Source organism: Vibrio cortegadensis, from assembly GCF_024347395.1.
Taxonomy (GTDB): domain Bacteria; phylum Pseudomonadota; class Gammaproteobacteria; order Enterobacterales; family Vibrionaceae; genus Vibrio; species Vibrio cortegadensis.
Window position 1 is genome coordinate 829,696 of sequence record NZ_AP025472.1, and the last position, 20,111, is coordinate 849,806.

The 20,111-nt window shown below is 43.0% G+C and carries 18 protein-coding genes; 12 read left to right on the forward strand and 6 right to left on the reverse strand.

The annotated features are described in order from the left end of the window. Positions 1-213: 213 nt before the first annotated feature. Together nagE and glnS are read left to right on the forward strand one after the other, a co-directional pair. Positions 214-1,770 carry an N-acetylglucosamine-specific PTS transporter subunit IIBC gene (nagE, locus tag OCV39_RS03910; protein WP_171756155.1) on the forward strand — a complete coding sequence of 519 codons (1,557 nt, stop codon included), beginning with the start codon at positions 214-216 and terminating at the stop codon, positions 1,768-1,770. Between the two features lie 199 nt (positions 1,771-1,969). Continuing rightward, entirely contained in the window at positions 1,970-3,637 is a 1,668-nt protein-coding gene (glnS, locus tag OCV39_RS03915; protein ID WP_261889042.1) for a glutamine--tRNA ligase, read from the forward strand. A gap of 163 nt (positions 3,638-3,800) precedes the next feature. On the opposite strand, the gene fcrX is transcribed toward glnS, so the two are convergent. Beyond that, positions 3,801-4,247: a ferric iron uptake transcriptional regulator FcrX gene (gene fcrX, locus OCV39_RS03920; RefSeq protein ID WP_017053259.1), complete on the reverse strand. Its 447-nt coding sequence runs from the start codon at positions 4,245-4,247 to the stop codon at positions 3,801-3,803. Positions 4,248-4,441: 194 nt separating this feature from the next. Between fcrX and OCV39_RS03925 the strand changes: the two genes are divergently transcribed. Beyond that, entirely contained in the window at positions 4,442-4,939 is a 498-nt protein-coding gene (locus OCV39_RS03925; protein ID WP_017053258.1) for a DUF4442 domain-containing protein, read from the forward strand. A 49-nt stretch (positions 4,940-4,988) separates the two neighbouring features. Here the strand turns inward: OCV39_RS03925 and fldA are convergent, their stop codons facing one another. The 3 genes from fldA to OCV39_RS03940 form a co-directional block, all read right to left on the reverse strand. Continuing rightward, positions 4,989-5,522, reverse strand: coding sequence for a flavodoxin FldA (gene fldA, locus OCV39_RS03930; RefSeq protein WP_029203441.1), 534 nt, complete (start codon positions 5,520-5,522; stop codon positions 4,989-4,991). Positions 5,523-5,574: 52 nt separating this feature from the next. Further along, the gene (locus OCV39_RS03935) at positions 5,575-5,796 is read right to left on the reverse strand and encodes a DUF2788 domain-containing protein (protein ID WP_017053256.1); all 222 of its coding nucleotides are present in this window, start codon (positions 5,794-5,796) and stop codon (positions 5,575-5,577) included. Between the two features lie 116 nt (positions 5,797-5,912). Beyond that, a complete protein-coding gene (locus tag OCV39_RS03940) occupies positions 5,913-6,674 on the reverse strand; it encodes an alpha/beta fold hydrolase (protein WP_171756154.1) in 762 nt (253 codons plus the stop codon). A 92-nt stretch (positions 6,675-6,766) separates the two neighbouring features. Between OCV39_RS03940 and seqA the strand changes: the two genes are divergently transcribed. Both seqA and pgm read left to right on the forward strand, forming a co-directional pair. Beyond that, positions 6,767-7,303, forward strand: a complete 537-nt coding sequence (seqA, locus tag OCV39_RS03945) for a replication initiation negative regulator SeqA (RefSeq protein WP_017053254.1) — start codon at positions 6,767-6,769, stop codon at positions 7,301-7,303. 93 nt (positions 7,304-7,396) lie between these two features. After that, a complete protein-coding gene (pgm, locus tag OCV39_RS03950; protein ID WP_261889047.1) occupies positions 7,397-9,043 on the forward strand; it encodes a phosphoglucomutase (alpha-D-glucose-1,6-bisphosphate-dependent) in 1,647 nt (548 codons plus the stop codon). A gap of 172 nt (positions 9,044-9,215) precedes the next feature. Here the strand turns inward: pgm and OCV39_RS03955 are convergent, their stop codons facing one another. Further along, positions 9,216-9,971: a DUF1853 family protein gene (locus OCV39_RS03955; protein ID WP_017053252.1), complete on the reverse strand. Its 756-nt coding sequence runs from the start codon at positions 9,969-9,971 to the stop codon at positions 9,216-9,218. A gap of 99 nt (positions 9,972-10,070) precedes the next feature. On the opposite strand from OCV39_RS03955, the gene OCV39_RS03960 reads away from it, so the two are divergent. Further along, the gene (locus tag OCV39_RS03960; protein WP_261889049.1) at positions 10,071-10,829 is read left to right on the forward strand and encodes a Nif3-like dinuclear metal center hexameric protein; all 759 of its coding nucleotides are present in this window, start codon (positions 10,071-10,073) and stop codon (positions 10,827-10,829) included. 137 nt (positions 10,830-10,966) lie between these two features. Here the strand turns inward: OCV39_RS03960 and OCV39_RS03965 are convergent, their stop codons facing one another. Next, the gene (locus tag OCV39_RS03965) at positions 10,967-12,256 is read right to left on the reverse strand and encodes a citrate synthase (protein WP_017051350.1); all 1,290 of its coding nucleotides are present in this window, start codon (positions 12,254-12,256) and stop codon (positions 10,967-10,969) included. 394 nt (positions 12,257-12,650) lie between these two features. On the opposite strand from OCV39_RS03965, the gene sdhC reads away from it, so the two are divergent. The 6 genes from sdhC to odhB all read left to right on the forward strand — a co-directional run bounded on the left by sdhC (position 12,651) and on the right by odhB (position 20,018). Then, positions 12,651-13,043, forward strand: coding sequence for a succinate dehydrogenase cytochrome b556 subunit (gene sdhC, locus OCV39_RS03970; protein WP_017051349.1), 393 nt, complete (start codon positions 12,651-12,653; stop codon positions 13,041-13,043). Further along, complete coding sequence (sdhD, locus tag OCV39_RS03975; RefSeq protein WP_017051348.1) at positions 13,037-13,384, forward strand: succinate dehydrogenase, hydrophobic membrane anchor protein; 348 nt, start codon at positions 13,037-13,039, stop codon at positions 13,382-13,384. Before sdhC ends, sdhD begins: the two co-directional genes overlap by 7 nt. Beyond that, entirely contained in the window at positions 13,385-15,151 is a 1,767-nt protein-coding gene (gene sdhA / locus OCV39_RS03980) for a succinate dehydrogenase flavoprotein subunit (RefSeq protein WP_017051347.1), read from the forward strand. 15 nt (positions 15,152-15,166) lie between these two features. Beyond that, positions 15,167-15,880, forward strand: coding sequence for a succinate dehydrogenase iron-sulfur subunit (locus OCV39_RS03985; RefSeq protein ID WP_017051346.1), 714 nt, complete (start codon positions 15,167-15,169; stop codon positions 15,878-15,880). Positions 15,881-15,970: 90 nt separating this feature from the next. Continuing rightward, a complete protein-coding gene (sucA, locus tag OCV39_RS03990; protein WP_261889052.1) occupies positions 15,971-18,784 on the forward strand; it encodes a 2-oxoglutarate dehydrogenase E1 component in 2,814 nt (937 codons plus the stop codon). A 28-nt stretch (positions 18,785-18,812) separates the two neighbouring features. Beyond that, positions 18,813-20,018, forward strand: a complete 1,206-nt coding sequence (odhB, locus tag OCV39_RS03995; RefSeq protein WP_017051344.1) for a 2-oxoglutarate dehydrogenase complex dihydrolipoyllysine-residue succinyltransferase — start codon at positions 18,813-18,815, stop codon at positions 20,016-20,018. The last annotated feature ends 93 nt before the right edge of the window (positions 20,019-20,111 follow it).

The window sequence follows — 20,111 nt, forward strand, 5'->3', positions numbered from 1 at the left end:
TCGCTAATTGCTCATTTTTTTTAATTGTAAAATAAGTTTTATGATCTCGCTAGCAAAAACCTCGATTTTTGACCAGATCTGGTGATTATGATCACAAATGAAGAGCTTTTAATTTGCGGAGCAAAATTAATAGCCTAAACTGAAAAGGACTAAATTGAGGGGCTGAAAAAAGTTTCTCTGACAAATTCTAAATTCCTATAGGGGGAACTAACAGTGAATATTCTTGGATATGCACAGAAGCTAGGTAAAGCATTAATGCTGCCAATCGCAACGCTTCCAATTGCGGCGCTTCTTTTAAGACTAGGTCAACCAGATTTACTTGATATTGCATTTATGGCTTCTGCTGGTAATGCAATCTTTAGCCAGCTACCTCTACTTTTCGGTTTAGGTATTGCTATTGGTCTTTCTAAAGATGGTAACGGTGCTGCAGGTCTTGCTGGTGCTGTGGCTTACTTTGTGTTGACCGCTACTGCTACAACAATTGATGCCAGTGTTAACATGTCATTCTTTGGTGGTATCTTCGCAGGTATCATTGCTGGTCACTCTTATAACGCTTTCCACGCGACTCGCCTACCTGAATGGTTAGCATTCTTCTCTGGTAAACGTCTTGTTCCAATCATGGCAGGTTTGTTTGCTCTAGTTGCGGGGGCGGTTTCTGGTGTGGTATGGCCTGGCGTTCAATCTGGTCTTGATGCTTTAGCTCACGCGGTATCAACGTCTGGCGCTGTTGGTCAATTTGTTTACGGTACTCTTAACCGTGCATTGATTCCTGTTGGCTTACACCATGTATTGAACTCTTACTTCTGGTTCGGTATGGGCACATGTCAAGAGATCGTAGTTGCAGGTCAAGGCGCATTTGCGGGTATTACACAACTTTGTGTTGACCCTGCGATTGCTAAAACACTTGTTGTTGGTCAGGAACATACATTCACATTCGCTAACTCTGTTACTCCTGAAATTACTACAGTAGTAAAAGAAGTGACTGAAACTCTGAAATCTGGCGACCTACACCGTTACTTCGGTGGTGATAAAGGTGCTGGCGTATTCATGAACGGTTTCTTCCCTGTAATGATGTTTGGTCTGCCAGGTGCTGCTCTTGCAATGTACCTAGCGGCTCCAGCTGAAAAACGCAGCCAAGTTGGTGGTGCTCTGTTCTCTGTTGCATTCTGTTCATTCCTAACGGGTATTACAGAACCTCTAGAGTTTATGTTCGTATTCCTAGCTCCTGCTCTATACGCAATGCACGCTGTATTTACTGGTCTGTCTCTAGTGGTTGCGAACATGTTCGGAACACTACATGGCTTCGGTTTCTCTGCCGGTCTGATTGACTTTGTCTTGAACTGGGGTCTTGCAACTAAACCAGTAACACTACTATTTATTGGTCTAGCATTTGGTGCTCTATACTTCTTTACTTTCAGCTTCGCAATCCGCGCATTCAATTTGAAGTCGCCAGGTCGTGAAGATGATGATGAAGAAGCCGCGCCTTCTGGTGATGCTCCTAAAGGTGACATTGCACGTCAATACTTGAAAGCTTTAGGTGGTCACGAAAACCTAACATCAATTGATGCTTGTATTACTCGCCTACGTCTTACACTCAAAGATCGTTCTATCGCTGATGAAGCAGTACTTAAAAAGCTTGGTGCGAAAGGTGTGGTTAAACTAGGTGAAAACAACCTTCAAGTGATTCTTGGCCCACTAGCTGAAATCGTCGCTGGCGAAATGAAAGCGATTGGTGCTGGTGAAGACCTATCTGATGTGAAACTGCCTTAGTTATCACAGAGCTAAAAATTGACTTTAATGCCTCCTTTGGGAGGCATTTTTTGTTTTTCAAAGAATGAATCACTTACTTATTGTTCGATGTCAGTTTTATTTAAGATTAAACGCACGGTAGTAGTTGTGTCTAAGCTTATAATTGTGGATGATTGACGGCTATATATTCTGACAATACTAAACCATAGAGGTGCTATAGATGAGTGAAGCTGAGGCTCGTCCATCGAATTTTATTCGCCAAATCATTGATAAAGATTTAGCTGATGGTAAACACTCGAGTGTTCATACTCGTTTTCCGCCAGAACCAAACGGCTACTTGCATATTGGTCACGCGAAATCTATCTGTTTAAATTTTGGTATTGCTCAGGACTACCAGGGGCAGTGTAATCTGCGTTTTGATGATACTAACCCTGAAAAAGAAGACGTTGAATACGTTGAGTCTATTAAAAATGACGTAAGTTGGTTAGGCTTCGAGTGGGCTGGTGATATCTGTTATTCATCAAACTATTTCGATCAGCTATACGCTTATGCAGTTGAATTGATTAATAAAGGCTTAGCGTATGTTGACGAGCTAAGTCCAGAGCAGATCCGTGAATATCGTGGCACGCTAACTGAGCCAGGTAAACACAGCCCGTACCGTGAACGCTCACCTGAAGAAAACTTAGCGTTATTTGAAAAAATGCGCGATGGTGGCTTTGAAGAAGGTAAGGTGTGCTTACGCGCAAAAATTGATATGGCATCGCCATTTATGGTTATGCGTGATCCAGTTATTTATCGTGTACGTTTTGCGCATCACCATCAAACCGGTGATAAATGGTGCATTTACCCAATGTACGATTTTACTCACTGCATTTCTGATGCGTTAGAAGGGATCACTCACTCTATCTGTACTCTTGAATTCCAAGATAACCGTCGTTTGTACGATTGGGTATTAGAGAACATTACGATTGATTGCCAACCACGTCAGTATGAATTTAGTCGCCTAAATTTAGAATACACGGTGATGTCTAAACGTAAACTGAGCCAACTGGTTACAGAGAATCTAGTCAATGGCTGGGATGACCCACGCATGCCTACGATTTCGGGCTTGCGTCGTCGTGGCTTTACATCGGCGTCTATTCGTGAATTCTGTAAACGTATTGGTGTAACGAAGCAAGAGAACATGATTGAATTTGGTTCATTAGAATCTTGCATTCGTGATGATCTGAATGAAAACGCACCTCGTGCCATGGCTGTTCTTGATCCTATTAAAGTGGTTATTGAAGACTTTAATGCGGAGAGTGTCGAAGTTCTGAACGTTTCAAATCATCCAAACAAGCCTGAAATGGGCACTCGTGAGGTACCATTCACGCGTGAGATTTGGATTGAGCGTGATGACTTCCGCGAAGAAGCGAACAAGAAATACAAGCGTTTAGTGCTTGGTAAAGAAGTTCGTCTACGTGGCGCTTATGTGATTAAAGCTGAGCGTATTGAGAAAGATGATGCAGGTAATATCACTACGATTTTCTGTTCATACGATAATGAAACTCTGGGTAAGAACCCAGCAGACGGCCGTAAAGTAAAAGGTGTTATTCACTGGGTATCTGCTGACAAAGGCCTACCTGCTGAAATTCGCTTGTACGATCGCTTGTTTACGGTACCTAACCCAGCAGCAGCGGAAAACTTCTCAGATACGTTAAACCCTGAATCATTAGTCGTACTGCAAGGTTTTGTCGAGCCAAGTCTTGCAACGGCTAAAGCTGAATCGGGTATTCAGTTTGAGCGTACAGGCTACTTCTGTGTTGATTCAAAAGATTCAACTGCAGATGCTCTAGTCTTTAACCGAACTGTTGGTTTGCGTGATACGTGGGCGAAAATTGACGGTTAATCTCTGTATAGTGAGATAACGGGTTAAATAAAAAAGCCAGTGATGTGAGTCACTGGCTTTTTAGTTTCTGTTCAACCTATTTGAATCTAAAAGATTGATTACGCTTGTGCTGTAAGTAAAAAAATACCAGCTAAGTTACTGGTATTTAGATGTTTATATGAATCTACTTCGCTTTATGCGCATCTGGGTTATCTTTACATGTCCCATCACCACATTTGCCGTATAGATATAAGCTATGGTTTGTTAGGCGAACGTTGTATTTCTCAGCAATCTCACTTTGGCGTTGTTCAATGATATCGTCCGAAAATTCGATAACTTCACCACAGTCAAGACACACAAGATGGTCATGATGGTGCTGTGTTGAAAGTTCAAAAACCGATTTACCACCTTCAAAGTGATGACGAGTCACAATTCCTGCATCATCAAACTGGTTAAGAACGCGATAAACAGTAGCAAGACCAATTTCTTCACCTAGGTCTATCAGCTTTTTATAGAGTTCTTCAGCACTGATATGTTGGCATTCTGGTTGCTGTAATACTTCTAAAATTTTGAGCCTTGGAAGGGTAACTTTAAGCCCAGCATCCTTTAGCGCTTGGTTATTGTCCGACATATACTTTCCTGTGGTGATTTGCAGCAATTAACAGAAGTCATTATTACAAGTATTATAGGTTACTCAGAGATAACAATAAACCACGAACTTCAAAGGGTTACTAGTTTACTTTTGTAAAGTTGTGAATTGTCACTTATAGTGGACATCTGACCAGTTACAATTTGATAACATAGGGAACGTTCGGACAGGAAGTTATGAATAAGAATTTAGCAAAGATATATAAACCAGGGGTGGTTAAATTTGCACTGAATATATGGCCTCCATTTTGGGGAGCGGGTATTCACATTGAGCGAATCAGTGGCGATTTTAGAACCGTGAACATGAAGTTAAAGTTACGCTGGTGGAACAAAAATGCCAATAGAACCCAATATGGAGGCAGCATTTTCTCATTAACAGATCCTGTTTACTCTTTGATGTTGATGGGTATTTTAGGCGAGCGATATTATGTATGGGATAAAGAGGCAAGCATTAACTTTATGAAGCCAGGGCAATCAGACCTTTATGCCGACTTTGAGATCTCACAAAATCAATTAGATGATATTTACCGCTCAACGGTTGATGGGGATAAGTGTTTTCCTGAATTTATTATCCATATTAAGGATAAGAAAGGGAATGTTGTCGCGGAAGTACAAAGAAAACTTTATGTGCGTAAGAAGCCGCAATTTAGAGAAGAAGAGTTATTAGAACAATAAAAAAGCCTCCAGTGGCGGAGGCTCTTAAATTTTGGATTGCTGGGTTAGATTAGTCTTCTAATTCAGCTAGGCACATCTCTTCATGGATCTGTTGAACCCATTTAGAAACACGCTCATCCGTGAGTTCTGGTTGACGATCTTCATCAATACATAGACCAACGAAGCTATTTTCATCGCCATCAACTAGTGCTTTTGATGCTTCAAATTCGTAGCCTTCAGTTGGTGTGTAACCAATGATAGTACCGCCTTTAGCTTCAACGATATCGCGGATAGTGCCCATCGCGTCACAGAAGTACTCAGCGTAATCTTCTTGATCACCACAGCCGAAAATAGCAACAAGCTTAGTTGAGAAATCAATCGCTTCTAGTTCTGGGAAGAAATCGTCCCAATCACATTGTGCTTCACCGTAGTACCACGTTGGAATGCCAAGCAATAGCAGATCAAAGTTATCAATATCTTCTTTGCTGCTTTTTGCAATGTCTTGAACGTGAACGAGCTTTTTGCTCAGTTGCTTTTGGATCGTCTTTGCAATAGCTTCGGTATTACCTGTATCGCTACCAAAGAAGAGACCTACACTTGCCATAGAATCGTTACCTTTAATATTTGTCTGTTTTAACACAAAGTTACGTGAAGGATTAGCCTAATCCAGTTCCTTCCCAGCTAAGCTGAATGAGCCCTTTCGCAACAAACCCAGCACAACCAAGAAATAGAACCATCCATACAATTCGACGCCCGAAAACTGGAACATTACCTTGTTTCAAGACATCTTTGATCGCCATACCTATTAAGAAAAAGATACCAGCAAACAATAGATCCAATCCAAAAGATTCCAATTGATTCATGTAGTCGTAAAGCATGAGTGTCCTTTTATGCCAATTTTACTTGCGCGCACTATACCACTGTTGTGACACAAAGTTAATCATGGTGTCACCGTCTGCTTCTCATTAATTTGTATTTATTAATCGCTGCAGAATTATAAGAATTTGCGGATTGCTCTTAGTACTTCAACTGGTTTTTCAGCATGTAACCAATGCCCTGTATTCGCAATGACATGAGCCTTCGCATTCGAAAACTGTGATTGAACATCGGCCTGGTGATCGGCGGTCAAATAGTCAGAGTCTCCCCCTTTAACGAATAGGGTCGGTGTCATTGACTTAGTTATTGGTTCCCAATCTAAAATCGATAAGTAGTTGTTCATGATCGAATCTACATTAAAGCGCCAACGCATTGTGTTTTCGACTTTTATGATGGACTTAGACAAAAACTGCCTGACACCATCGATTTCAATATGTTCAGCCAATGTTGTCATCACTTCAGATCGTGACGAGAGATTCGCGGCTGATACGGCAGTCAGACCAGCGAAGACATTGTCGTGCTTACGTTGATGATAGGCGACAGGAGCCATGTCCAAAATGATCTGTTTCATCACAAGGTGTGGCGCGAGATCAGTGACTTTCATTGCGACTTTCCCCCCCATCGAGTGTCCGATTAAGATTACCGACGCGAGATCTAAGTGATCAAGCAGCGAGATAATATCTTCAGCCATTACCTGGTAATTGTGAACATCGGAGTGAAAAGAGAGGCCGTGATTACGAAGATCAATGCTAAGTACTTGATGATCTTCCTTAAGGTCTCGTGAAAGCAGGCCTAAGTTGTCCAAATTTCCAAATAATCCGTGGATCAAAACGACCGTTTGACCTTGGCCTTCGAGTTTGTAGTTAAGAAGTGCTGACATTTTATCTTATTCATGATGGGTTTAACGTAGAGTATCGGTAAAGATCTCGCTATAATCCATCAGAGTTTAAACATTGAGATTGTGAAAAGCGAATGAAAACAATTGAGGTTGATGAGGATCTATACCGTTTTATTGCTGGCCAAACCCAACATATCGGTGAAAGTGCGTCGGATATTTTACGCCGTTTATTGAATGTTGATGGGCAAGCTGTGAAACCACAGCCCGTAGCTGATAAGCCACAGGGTATTGTTGTAAGTAAGGATGCGGGTAAAGTAAACCACATCGACAGCGTTAAAGAGATGCGCTCTTTACTTATTTCAGATGAATTTGCCTCACTGAAAAAGGCAATAGATCGATTTATGTTAGTACTGTCGACTCTGCACACGATTAACCCAGAGAGCTTTTCAGAAGCGACTCAGGTGAAAGGGCGTAAACGAGTCTATTTTGCAGACAACGAAGCAACATTACTGGCAAATGGCAATACGACCAAGCCAAAGGCAATCCCTAATTCGCCTTTCTGGGTTATTACCAATAATAACACTAGCCGTAAAAGGCAGATGGTAGAACAGCTGATGAGCAGGATGAATTATCAGGCTGACTTAATCGAAAAAGTATCAGCTTCAATTTAAAAAGTCTGATTTAAACCTCATAATGTCACGCTAAGAGTCGATATTATGAGGTTTTTTTATTTTTTGGTTTTTATATTAAAAGGATGTCAATAAATGGCTATGCACCCTCGTGCCGGGCAGAAAGCTCAGCAAGAAGATTTACATAATATTCCGGCTTTAGTTGCAAATTATTTCTTACTTCAACCTATCCCTGGTCACTCTGATCATAAAGTGTTATTCGGTACCTCTGGTCACCGTGGCACTGCAGACAAATCAACATTTAACGAGAACCATATTTTAGCGATTGCCCAAGCCGTTGCTGAAGTACGTGCAGAGAAAGGCACAACGGGCCCTCTATTTGTTGGTAAAGATACGCATGCATTGTCTGAACCTGCGTTTTCAACGGTTGTAGAAGTACTGATTGCCAATGGTGTGAAAGTTATCACTCAAGCGGATAATGGCTATACACCAACGCCTGGCGTATCACATGCGATTTTAACTTATAACTTAACGCACGATGATAAAGCGGACGGTATCGTTATTACGCCATCGCATAATCCACCTCAAGATGGCGGGATCAAATATAACCCTGTTCACGGTGGCCCTGCTGAAGGCGAACTCACACAGGCGATTGAAGATCGCGCAAATGCTTTGATTACTGAAGGCTTACAAGGCGTTAAACGTATGCCTCTAGCGGATGCAAAAGCATCAGAGCTATTTGTTGAGCTTGATTTGGTAAAACCATATATCGACGATTTAGTGAATGTTGTTGATATGGATGCGATTCAAAAATCAGGTTTGAAACTAGGCGTTGATCCACTTGGCGGTTCTGGTATCGATTACTGGCGTCAAATCGGCCAAGCGTACAACCTAGATCTTACATTGGTAAGTGAAGCGATTGATCCTTCATTCCAATTTATGTCACTTGATAAAGATGGCGTTGTTCGTATGGACTGCTCATCGCCATATGCAATGGCAGGTTTGTTAGCGCTTAAAGATGACTACGATCTTGCTTTTGGTAATGACCCAGATTACGACCGTCATGGCATTGTGACTTCTAAAGGTTTGATGAATCCTAACCATTTCCTAGCGGTTTGTATTGATTACCTATACCGTCACCGCGAAGGGTGGGGTAAAGAAGTTGCTGTTGGTAAAACTCTAGTATCAAGTGCATTGATTGACCGTGTGGTTGCGGATTTAGGCCGTGAACTTTGCGAAGTTCCAGTTGGCTTCAAATGGTTTGTTGATGGCTTATACGAAGGTAAGTTTGGCTTCGGTGGTGAAGAGAGTGCTGGAGCCTCTTTCTTACGTAAAGATGGTACGCCTTGGTCTACTGATAAAGATGGCATCATTCTTTGTCTGCTTGCGGCTGAAATTACCGCGGTAACGGGTAAGAACCCACAACAGTACTACGAAGAGCTTGCAGCAAAACATGGTGAGTCTAAGTACAACCGTATCCAAGCTGTGGCTAATGGTGCGCAAAAAGACGTACTTAAGAAACTCTCTCCTGAGATGGTATCTGCAGAAACACTGGCGGGTGACGCGATTACTGCTCGATTGACTCACGCTCCGGGTAACGGTGCAGCCATTGGTGGTCTTAAAGTGACGACTGAAAATGGTTGGTTCGCGGCGCGACCATCAGGAACGGAAGACATCTACAAAATTTACTGCGAAAGCTTTAAAGGTGAAGAGCATCTAAAAGCCATTGAAGCCGAAGCTCAAGAGATTGTAAATCAGGTCTTTGCAGCCGCAGGTCTTTAAAGCGAAATGATGAAGCTGTGCGGTATGAACTAAGAGCTATTAATAGTAAATATCGAACTCTTTAGTCTATCTAGGAACCCAGTACTCACTGGGTTCTTCTATTCAGAAGCGGTTAACTTCTCGAGCATCATTGAGTGATTCATTGTGGCTTTTTGTAAGATAGTCGTGCCATTTACACATTGTTTGGCCAGTCGTCTGGTACAACAAACCAAAATTCTCCCTCTTTAGTCTGTCCATGAATAAAGCGATCTTCTGGCCGTTCAACCGGCAGACCAAACACATCAATTCCAGCAGCCCAACACTCTTTTGGTAGGTGATAAAGCGGTTGACCAATACGATCCCATTGATGCTGGTAGCACCAAAATCCTGATATTTGGCTCGTGTTGAGTGTGTAACCAAGGCAATGTCCTGGAATCGGTTCGTGATCAAATGGATTTACATAAAGCCGACCTTGCATTAGAAGATGTTCAGATCGGTTCTCATATTGGGGGTATTGCTGGATAAAAGGATCAGATTGGCTCATTTTCAGCTGGTGATTCAACATTCGGGATAGCTTTTTATCCAGTTGATCATGGGCATTAGGGCCAAACCAAGTGCCTTGGTGCAAAAGGTAGAATTTAATCGCGATCTCCCAATGCTCATACTCTTGGTGTGGAGTTTCCAATATCAAATCGATCGCCCCAAGTGTTTGTCCGCTAGGTGCGTTGATCTGTACCTCTTCTAAAGAAAGGTCGTAATGTTGTGATTGCTGTAGAGCGTGAGTGCAGAGATATTGATAGAGAAAACCGAGCCGAGGATTTCCGCAATAATGCTTATCGTCAGCCAAAGGCGGAATCGATAGTTTGGAAAAATCTTCAAACGGTGCTTGTAACTGAAAAAGAGCAGGGGTGTTGATTATCCATTGGTAAAAACGCTGTAATGAATTCATCTCTTTCCTTAGAAGATAGCGACCTTTGAACATTGTAGCGTGGATAGTAGAGTAACTTGAGTATAAAATCTTACGATAAATAGAAACATGGACAAAGCAATGAACAATATTCAGCTGGAAAAGATTTTAAACGAAAAATTGTCACCTCAGCTTATTAAAGATTACAGCCCTAATGGAATGCAGGTTGAAGGTGCAACAGAGATCAAACGAGTGGTTACGGGTGTTACGGCTTCGCAAGCTCTCATCGACAAAGCGGTCGAGATAAATGCTGATGCGCTGATCGTCCATCACGGCTATTTTTGGAAAGGTGAAGCGGAACCTATTCGTGGGATGAAAGGCAAGCGAATTCGCACCCTCATCAAAAGCGATATTAATCTTTATGCTTATCACCTGCCGCTAGATATCCACCCAGAGCTCGGTAACAATGCGGAGTTGGCTCGTTTACTTGATATTGATGTGGAAGGTGGACTAGAAGGTCACCCGCAGTCTGTGGCGATGTTTGGCCGTTTTAAGCAAGCCATGACAGGCAGTGAATTAGCGGAAAAAATGGACCAAGTTCTTGATCGTACCCCTCTTCATATTGCACCAGAAAATCAAGATAAGCTGATTGAGACTATTGGTTGGTGTAGTGGTGGCGGGCAAGATTATATCGAGTTGGCTGCACAGCATGGGTTAGATGCTTTTATGTCCGGTGAAGTGTCTGAACGCACGACTTACACTGCCCGTGAACAAGATATTCATTACTTCTCTGCTGGTCATCATGCAACGGAGCGTTATGGTATTAAAGCATTGGGTGAGTGGTTAGCGGCAGAACACGATCTTGATGTGACATTTATTGATATCAATAATCCAGTTTAAAGTCATTTCAGCAGCTACACATACAAACAAAAATGAAAAGGCTTGATCAATTGATCAAGCCTTTATGCTTTGTTAGAACTTAGAACTTAGAACTTAGAACTTAGAACTTAGAACTTAGAACTTAGAACTTAGAAAAGCTATTCACGTTCATGCAATGGTTTGAAATCACGTTGCTCTTCACCAGTATAAAGCTGGCGAGGACGACCAATACGGTTAGTTGGGTCGGCATGCATTTCATTCCAGTGTGCAATCCAACCCACTGTACGAGACAGAGCAAAGATTACAGTGAACATTGATACTGGGATACCAATCGCTTTCAGAATGATACCTGAGTAGAAATCGACATTCGGGTAAAGTTTCTTCGAAACAAAGTACTCATCAGATAGAGCAATACGTTCAAGTTCCATTGCCACATCAAGTAGTGGATCTTTAATATCTAATTCTTTCAATACTTCATGACAAGCTTCGCGCATTACTGTTGCGCGTGGATCATAGTTTTTGTAGACACGGTGACCAAAGCCCATTAAGCGGAATGGGTCATCTTTGTCTTTTGCTCGTGCAACATACTCTTCGATGTTATCAACTGAACCAATCTCTTCTAGCATACGTAGGCATGCTTCGTTAGCACCACCGTGAGCTGGTCCCCATAGAGAAGCAATACCTGCCGCGATACAAGCAAATGGGTTAGCACCAGATGAACCTGCTAAACGAACGGTAGACGTTGAGGCATTTTGTTCGTGGTCGGCATGCAGAGTGAAAATTTTGTCCATCGCACGAGCGACAATTGGATTTACATCGTAGTCTTCACATGGATTAGCAAACATCATGTGTAAGAAGTTTTCCGCATAGCCTAGGTCATTGCGTGGGTAGATAAACGGTTGACCTATTGAATATTTGTAACACATTGCTGCCAGTGTTGGCATTTTAGAAATAAGACGGTATGCCGCTATTTCTCGGTGTGTATCATTGTTGATATCAAGTGAATCGTGATAGAAAGCCGCAAGTGCTCCAACCACACCACACATTACTGCCATTGGGTGAGCATCACGACGGAAGCCGTGGAAGAAACTAGCAATTTGCTCATGAACCATGGTGTGACGTGTAACAATACGTTTAAATTCATCATATTGTTCACGAGTAGGGGCTTCGCCATAAAGTAGAATATAACAAACTTCTAGATAGTCTGAATTATTGGCTAATTGATCAATCGGGTAGCCGCGGTGTAAAAGAATGCCTTTATCACCATCGATGAATGTGATTGATGATTCACAAGACGCAGTGGCAAGAAAACCAGGGTCAAAAGTAAAGAAACCATTTGAACCTAGAGTACGAACGTCAATAACGGGAGTACCTAATGCACCCTCCATGATTGGCAATTCAATTGGCGCTTTACCTTCAACGTGAAGGGTAGCTTTCTTATCCGCCATAACAATCTCCTTTGTTTATTATTTAATCCGTCCAGGATGTTTATGTGACAATTTTTTACTGCTCTTAGGTCCTAAAGTCAATTTTTCTATTTTTTTGTGTGCACTTGTTATGATTTTTCATATTAAAATCGTTAAAAATCTGTTCTACGTAGCATAATTTGTTACATCAATTGTATTAAGATGTTGCCAGTCGTATAGTGATGCTGAAAATTTTGGTGAAATCCTTATAAATTCAAGGCTGAAATGAATTGTGAGGTTGGATTTTTAGTCTTGTTGTTAACATTTTTGTTACATTTAACTCGGCGTTAAAGGCGGATTGATGTTAAGTAAATGTTAACTTTTGTGGGTTTGCCACCAAAATTTGTATATAACTATAAATGCTCAATGGAGCTGAGTGAGCAAGCCTGTGAAAGAAAGAAAATCAAGACCTGTTAATTTAGATTTACAGACCATCCAATTCCCAATTACTGCAATTGCATCAATCTTGCACCGTGTTTCTGGTGTGATTATGTTTGTGGCGATTGGTATCCTGCTTTGGTTGCTATCTATTTCCCTCTCTTCCCCTGTTGGTTTCATGGAAGCAAGCGACATTGTCGATGGCTTTTTCGTGAAATTTATTCTTTGGGGCATCCTAACTGCTTTGGCTTATCACATTGCTGGTGGTATTCGTCATCTTCTTATGGATCTTGGACATTTTGAAGAGCTCGAATCTGGCGCAATGAGTGCGAAGGTAGCCTTTGGTGCGACAGCTGTATTGTCATTACTTGCGGGGGTTTTAGTATGGTAAGCAACGTTTCATCGTTTGGCCGTAATGGCGTGCATGATTTCCTATTAATTCGTGCATCTGCAATTATTATGACGCTTTACACTATTTACCTAGTGAGCTTCTGTGCTTTCTCGGGTGATATCTCTTACGTATCTTGGACGCAATTCTTTGGCGGTACTTTTACTAAAGTCTTCACCATGCTTGCGCTTCTGTCTGTACTGATTCATGCATGGATCGGTCTATGGCAGGTTCTTACGGATTATATCAAGTGCACAAAACTGCGTGGCGGTTTACAGCTTGGTATTGTTGCCGTATTGCTTGGATACTTTTTCTCTGGCCTATTTATTTTGTGGGGTGCGTAAGTGACTATTCCTGTTCGTGAGTTTGATGCCGTAGTAATTGGCGCTGGTGGTGCTGGCATGCGTGCCGCGCTACAAATTTCAGAGCAAGGCCTATCTTGTGCATTGCTTTCAAAAGTTTTTCCTACTCGTTCTCATACTGTATCTGCACAAGGCGGTATTACCGTTGCTCTTGGTAATGCGCATGAAGATCACTGGGAACAACATATGTACGATACGGTAAAGGGCTCTGATTATATTGGAGACCAAGATGCGATTGAGTACATGTGTAAAAATGGTCCTGAGTCCGTTATTGAACTAGAGAAAATGGGGCTTCCATTCTCTCGCTTTGATAATGGCACTATTTACCAACGTCCGTTTGGTGGCCAATCTAAGAATTTTGGTGGCGAGCAAGCCGCTCGTACTGCAGCAGCGGCAGACCGTACGGGTCACGCATTGCTTCATACGCTTTACCAGCAAAACATTAAGCATAAAACGACAGTGTTTTCTGAGTGGTATGCACTTGATCTTGTTAAAAATGAAGATGGTGCCATTCTTGGAACAACGGCGTTATGCATGGAAACTGGCGAAGTTTGTTACTTTAAATCTAAAGCAACGATCCTAGCGACTGGTGGTGCTGGCCGTATTTACGCTTCAACAACTAACGCCCATATCAATACGGGCGATGGTGTTGGTATGGCGATTCGTGCAGGCGTACCAATGCAAGACATCGAAATGTGGCAGTTCCACCCAACGGGTATTGCTGGCGCAGGCGTTCTTGTTACGGAAGGCTGTCGTGGTGAAGGTGGTTACCTTCTGAATAAAGATGGCGAACGTTTCATGGAGCGTTATGCTCCGAATGCGAAAGACTTAGCGGGTCGTGATGTGGTTGCTCGTTCAATGATGATCGAGATCCGTGAAGGACGCGGTTGTGATGGTCCTTGGGGTCCACACATTAAGCTGAAACTGGATCACTTAGGTAAAGATACGCTTGAGTCGCGTCTTCCTGGTGTTTGTGAGCTCTCTCGTACGTTTGCTCACGTTGATCCAGTGAAAGAGCCGATTCCAGTTATCCCAACGTGTCACTACATGATGGGCGGCGTTCCGACTCAAGTTTCTGGTCAGGCAATTAAGCAAGACGAATCGGGTGCGGATGTCGAAATCCAAGGCTTATTCGCATGCGGTGAAATTGCATCAGTATCGGTGCATGGCGCGAACCGCTTAGGTGGCAACTCACTGCTTGATTTGGTTGTATTTGGACGTGCGACTGGTCTTCATTTGGGTGAAACACTCGATAAACAAGCGGAAGCTAAACCTGCGACTGAAGCGGATATTGAGAAATCTCTTGAGCGTTATAACCGTTGGGAAAATAGTACCGATGGCGAAGACCCAGCTCAAATTCGTAAAGACCTACAACAGTGTATGCAGAATAATTTCTCGGTATTCCGTGAAGGCGATGCAATGGCGAAAGGCTTGGAAGAGCTTAAAGTTATCCGTGAACGTCTGAAAAATGCCCACCTTTCTGATAAGTCGACAGAATTCAACACTCAACGTATCGAATGTTTAGAGTTAGAAAACTTAATGGAAACCGCATTTGCAACTGCCGTTGCTGCGAACTACCGAACTGAAAGTCGTGGCGCTCATGCTCGCTTTGACTTCCCTGAGCGTGACGATGCAAATTGGCTATGCCACTCCGTTTACAACCCTGAGACAGAGTCTATGTCTAAGCGTAATGTGAATATGGAACCGGTTCACCGTGAAGCATTCCCACCGAAAGCTCGTACGTACTAAGGAGAGGACACTATTATGAAATTGAAATTCTCTTTGTACCGATATAATCCGGACGTCGATCAAAAGCCGTACATGAAGGATTATACTTTAGAAGTAGAAGAAGGCTCTGACATGATGTTGTTGGATGCGCTTATTTTACTGAAAGAGCAAGATGCGAGTATTTCATTCCGTCGTTCATGCCGTGAAGGTGTGTGTGGTTCAGATGGTTTGAATATGAACGGTAAGAATGGCTTAGCGTGTATCACATCGTTGTCTGCATTGATGACACAAGATACTATCGTGATTAGACCTTTACCGGGTCTTCCTGTGGTTCGTGACTTGATTGTCGATATGACTCAATTCTATGACAACTATGAAAAAGTGAAACCATTCTTGGTGTCTGATGGTAACGTACCACCAGCGCGCGAAAACCTACAAAGTCCAGATGAACGTGCTCATTTAGATGGTCTGTATGAATGTATCATGTGTGCATGTTGTACCACTTCATGCCCGTCGTTTTGGTGGAACCCTGATAAATTCATCGGACCAGCGGGTCTTCTTGCGGCGTATCGTTGGCTAATTGATAGCCGTGATACCGCTACAGATGAACGTTTATCTAATCTTGACGACGCATTTAGTGTTTTTCGTTGCCATGGCATCATGAACTGTGTAAGTGTTTGTCCTAAGGGACTTAATCCGACGAAAGCAATTGGCCATATCAAGTCAATGTTGGTAAATCGTTCGGTTTAATAAACAATAAAATTGCTGGCTCATGTTGAGCCAGCGTTTATAGCTCGGCATAGACCGCAGCGAATGTGAAACTACTGGTTAAGGGAAAATATGCAGAACGGCGTGATGAAGGCATGGCTCGAGTCTTCACACTTGGCTGGCGCCAATGCAACTTATGTAGAAGAACTCTACGAACTGTATCTTAGCGATCCTGATCTGGTAAGTGAGGAGTGGAAACGTGTATTTGATGAGTTGCCTACGCAAGCATCAGAAGTGGTTGAACAACCGCATTCACGTGTCCGTGATTACTTCCGTCGACTCGCGCAAGAAACAAAGCATTACAATGTCCAAGTTAGTGATCCCGATGTCGATGCAAAACAAGTAAAAGTACTGCAACTTATCAATGCTTACCGTTTCCGTGGGCATCAAGCTGCAAACCTAGACCCGCTTGGGTTATGGAAAAGAGATGCAGTCGCTGAACTGGATCCATCATTTCATACACTCACTGATGAAGACCTCAATGAAACATTCAACGTAGGTTCTTTCGCTATTGGTCAAGAGACCATGGTATTGAAAGATCTGCATAAAGCGTTGAAGCAAACTTATTGTGGTTCAATCGGTGCAGAATACATGCATATGACTAATACAGAACAGAAACGTTGGATTCAACAACGTTTAGAGTCTGTTTCTGGTCAACCATCATTTAATAAAGAAGAGAAGAGAGCATTTCTAGATGAGCTGACAGCAGCTGAAGGTCTAGAACGCTATCTTGGCGCTAAATTCCCCGGTGCAAAACGATTCTCTTTAGAAGGTGGTGACGCGTTGATTCCAATGACGAAAGAGATCATTCGTCATGCTGGTGGTCAAGGTATGCGTGAAGTGGTTGTTGGAATGGCCCACCGTGGTCGTTTAAACATGCTGGTTAACGTGCTGGGTAAAAAGCCACAAGATCTGTTTGATGAATTCGCGGGTAAAAAGCACGATGACACATGGGGAACCGGCGATGTTAAATATCACCAAGGTTTCTCTGCTGACTTTGCTGCTCCTGGCGGTGATGTCCATCTAGTTCTTGCGTTTAACCCTTCTCACTTAGAAATCGTAAACCCTGTAGTTATTGGTTCCGTTCGTGCTCGTCAAGATCGTTTAGGCGATTGTGATGGTAGCCGTGTTCTACCAATTACAATTCATGGTGACTCTGCGATTGCTGGTCAAGGTGTCGTACAAGAGACGTTTAATATGTCTCAAGCGCGTGGTTTCTGTGTGGGTGGTACGGTTCGTATCGTGGTGAATAACCAAGTTGGTTTCACTACATCTAACCCTCGTGATACACGCTCTACTATGTATTGTACTGATATCGCGAAGATGGTTCAGGCCCCAATTTTCCACGTGAATGCCGATGACCCAGAAGCGGTAGCATTTATTGCACGATTAGCGCTTGATTACCGTAATACATTTAAGCGTGATGTCGTGATTGATTTGGTTTGTTATCGCCGTCATGGCCATAACGAAGCCGATGAGCCGAATGCAACTCAGCCACTGATGTATCAAAAAATCAAAAAACACCCAACACCACGTAAGCTTTATGCTGATGTGCTGATTGATCGCGGTGAATTTGATATTGAAACGGCAACGCAGCTAGTTAACGAATATCGAGATGCGCTTGACCATGGTGAAGTCGTGGTTAAAGAGTGGCGTCCTATGACATTACACTCTGTGGATTGGTCTCCATATTTAGGCCATGAGTGGAATATGGAATGGGATCATAAAATTGATATTGAGCGCTTAAAAGAGCTTGGTAATCGATTATGCCAATATCCAGATAGCCATAAACTGCAAAGCCGCGTGAATAAGCTTTATAACGATCGTACCGCAATGATGCTGGGTGAAAAACAGCTCGATTGGGGTATGGCAGAAACATTAGCATATGCAACATTAGTTGATGATGGTAAGCGTATTCGTATCTCAGGCCAAGATTCTGGTCGTGGTACTTTCTTCCATCGCCACTCTGTTTTGCATAACCAAGATGATGCGAGTACTTACGTTCCTCTTGCGAATATCCACGATAGCCAAGGTCCTTTCCAAGTGTTTGATTCGGTTCTTTCTGAAGAAGCGGTATTAGCATTTGAATACGGTTACGCGACCGCTGAACCGGGTGGACTAACCCTTTGGGAAGCTCAATTTGGTGATTTCGCCAATGGTGCTCAAGTGGTTATTGACCAATTTATTTCATCAGGTGAGCAGAAGTGGGCACGACTATGTGGCTTAACGATGTTGCTTCCTCATGGTTATGAAGGTCAAGGTCCCGAGCACTCGTCAGCACGTTTAGAGCGTTACTTACAGCTGTGTGCTGAACAGAATATGCAAGTGGTTGTTCCGTCAACACCTGCTCAGGTTTATCACATGTTGCGCCGTCAAGTTGTGCGTCCTATGCGTCGTCCACTTATCGTGATGTCTCCTAAATCATTGTTGCGCCATCCGTTATGTACTTCTTCTTTAGAAGACCTAGCTGAAGGCACATTCCAACCTGCCATTGCAGAAGTGGATGATTTAGATGCGTCAGGTGTGAAACGTGTTGTGTTCTGTTCTGGTAAAGTTTATTACGACTTGTTAGAGCAGCGCCGTAAAAACGAGCAAGAAGACGTAGCGATTGTCCGAATCGAGCAGATTTACCCATTCCCTAAAGAGGAAGTGGAAGCGGCAATTGCACAATATACCAATGTAGTGGATTTCGTATGGTGCCAAGAAGAGCCGCAAAACCAAGGCGCTTGGTACTCTAGCCAGCATAACTTCAGAGCCGCAATTCCTGCCGGCGCTGATCTTAAATACGCGGGACGTGCAGCTTCTGCATCTCCAGCGGTTGGTTATATGTCAGTACACTTGAAACAGCAGAAAGCGTTAGTTGACGACGCTTTGACCCTAGCTTAAGAACTAGAAGAATAAGGACGAAACAGATATGACAATTGAAATTCTGGTTCCAGATTTACCTGAATCAGTTGCAGATGCGACAGTAGCAACTTGGCACAAGAAACCAGGTGAAGCGGTTGCTCGTGACGAAGTTATTGTTGATATTGAAACTGATAAAGTTGTACTAGAAGTACCAGCTCCTGAAGCGGGTGTTCTGGAAGCCATTATCGAAGAAGAAGGTGCAACGGTTCTTTCGAAACAGCTTATCGCTCGAATCAAGCCAGGAGCTGTTGCGGGTGAACCGACAACGGACACTGCTGAAGATACTGAATCCTCTCCGGATAAGCGCCATAAAGCGACATTAACGGAAGAATCTAATGACGCTCTAAGCCCAGCCGTTCGCCGTTTACTTGGTGAACATGGCTTGGAAGCAAGTCAAGTGAAAGGCACTGGTGTTGGTGGCCGTATCACTCGCGAAGATATTGATGCGCACTTAGCCGCAGCAAAATCGGCACCAGTTGTTGCTGCACCTGAAGTTGAAGCGCCAGCAGCGGCACGTACTCAAAAACGTGTACCGATGACTCGCTTACGTAAAACAGTCGCTAACCGTCTGCTTGAAGCGAAAAACAGCACGGCAATGTTGACGACGTTTAACGAAGTGAACATGAAGCCGATTATGGATCTTCGTAAACAGTACAAAGACCAATTCGAAGAGCGTCATGGTACTCGCCTAGGTTTCATGTCTTTCTACGTGAAAGCAGTAACTGAAGCATTGAAGCGTTACCCTGAAGTGAATGCGTCTATTGATGGTGATGACATTGTTTATCACAACTACTTCGACATCAGTATGGCGGTATCAACGCCGCGCGGTCTTGTGACTCCAGTTCTAAAAGACTGCGATACACTCGATTTTGCTGATATTGAAAAAGGCATTAAAGAGCTTGCGATTAAAGGTCGAGACGGCAAACTGACCGTTGACGAAATTATGGGCGGAAACTTCACTATCACCAATGGTGGTGTGTTCGGTTCATTAATGTCAACGCCAATCATCAACCCACCACAAGCAGCAATTCTTGGTATGCATAAAATCCAAGAACGCCCAATGGCGGTAGATGGTAAAGTTGAAATCTTACCAATGATGTATTTGGCATTGTCATACGATCACCGTTTAATTGATGGTCGTGAGTCGGTTGGCTTCCTAGTAACAATTAAAGAGTTGCTAGAAGATCCTGCTCGCTTACTACTCAACGTTTAGTACAACAAGCGTTTAGTATAACCAAACGTAAAAGAGGGGGCTTAATGATTAAGCTCCCAATGAATTCAGGCTAGGCAGCTCAACACCTAGCCT

What these genes read in the sequence shown, in the direction of transcription:
- odhB (WP_017051344.1), top strand. Translation starts at nt 18,813, where the DNA reads ATGACAATTGAAATTCTGGTTCCAGATTTACCTGAATCAGTTGCAGAT.
- pgm (WP_261889047.1), top strand. Translation starts at nt 7,397, where the DNA reads ATGGCTATGCACCCTCGTGCCGGGCAGAAAGCTCAGCAAGAAGATTTA.
- fldA (WP_029203441.1), bottom strand. Translation starts at nt 5,522, where the DNA reads ATGGCAAGTGTAGGTCTCTTCTTTGGTAGCGATACAGGTAATACCGAA.
- OCV39_RS03960 (WP_261889049.1), top strand. Translation starts at nt 10,071, where the DNA reads ATGAACAATATTCAGCTGGAAAAGATTTTAAACGAAAAATTGTCACCT.
- OCV39_RS03965 (WP_017051350.1), bottom strand. Translation starts at nt 12,256, where the DNA reads ATGGCGGATAAGAAAGCTACCCTTCACGTTGAAGGTAAAGCGCCAATT.
- OCV39_RS03985 (WP_017051346.1), top strand. Translation starts at nt 15,167, where the DNA reads ATGAAATTGAAATTCTCTTTGTACCGATATAATCCGGACGTCGATCAA.
- OCV39_RS03925 (WP_017053258.1), top strand. Translation starts at nt 4,442, where the DNA reads ATGAATAAGAATTTAGCAAAGATATATAAACCAGGGGTGGTTAAATTT.
- sucA (WP_261889052.1), top strand. Translation starts at nt 15,971, where the DNA reads ATGCAGAACGGCGTGATGAAGGCATGGCTCGAGTCTTCACACTTGGCT.
- sdhD (WP_017051348.1), top strand. Translation starts at nt 13,037, where the DNA reads ATGGTAAGCAACGTTTCATCGTTTGGCCGTAATGGCGTGCATGATTTC.
- fcrX (WP_017053259.1), bottom strand. Translation starts at nt 4,247, where the DNA reads ATGTCGGACAATAACCAAGCGCTAAAGGATGCTGGGCTTAAAGTTACC.
- OCV39_RS03935 (WP_017053256.1), bottom strand. Translation starts at nt 5,796, where the DNA reads ATGCTTTACGACTACATGAATCAATTGGAATCTTTTGGATTGGATCTA.
- OCV39_RS03940 (WP_171756154.1), bottom strand. Translation starts at nt 6,674, where the DNA reads ATGTCAGCACTTCTTAACTACAAACTCGAAGGCCAAGGTCAAACGGTC.
- glnS (WP_261889042.1), top strand. Translation starts at nt 1,970, where the DNA reads ATGAGTGAAGCTGAGGCTCGTCCATCGAATTTTATTCGCCAAATCATT.
- OCV39_RS03955 (WP_017053252.1), bottom strand. Translation starts at nt 9,971, where the DNA reads ATGAATTCATTACAGCGTTTTTACCAATGGATAATCAACACCCCTGCT.
- seqA (WP_017053254.1), top strand. Translation starts at nt 6,767, where the DNA reads ATGAAAACAATTGAGGTTGATGAGGATCTATACCGTTTTATTGCTGGC.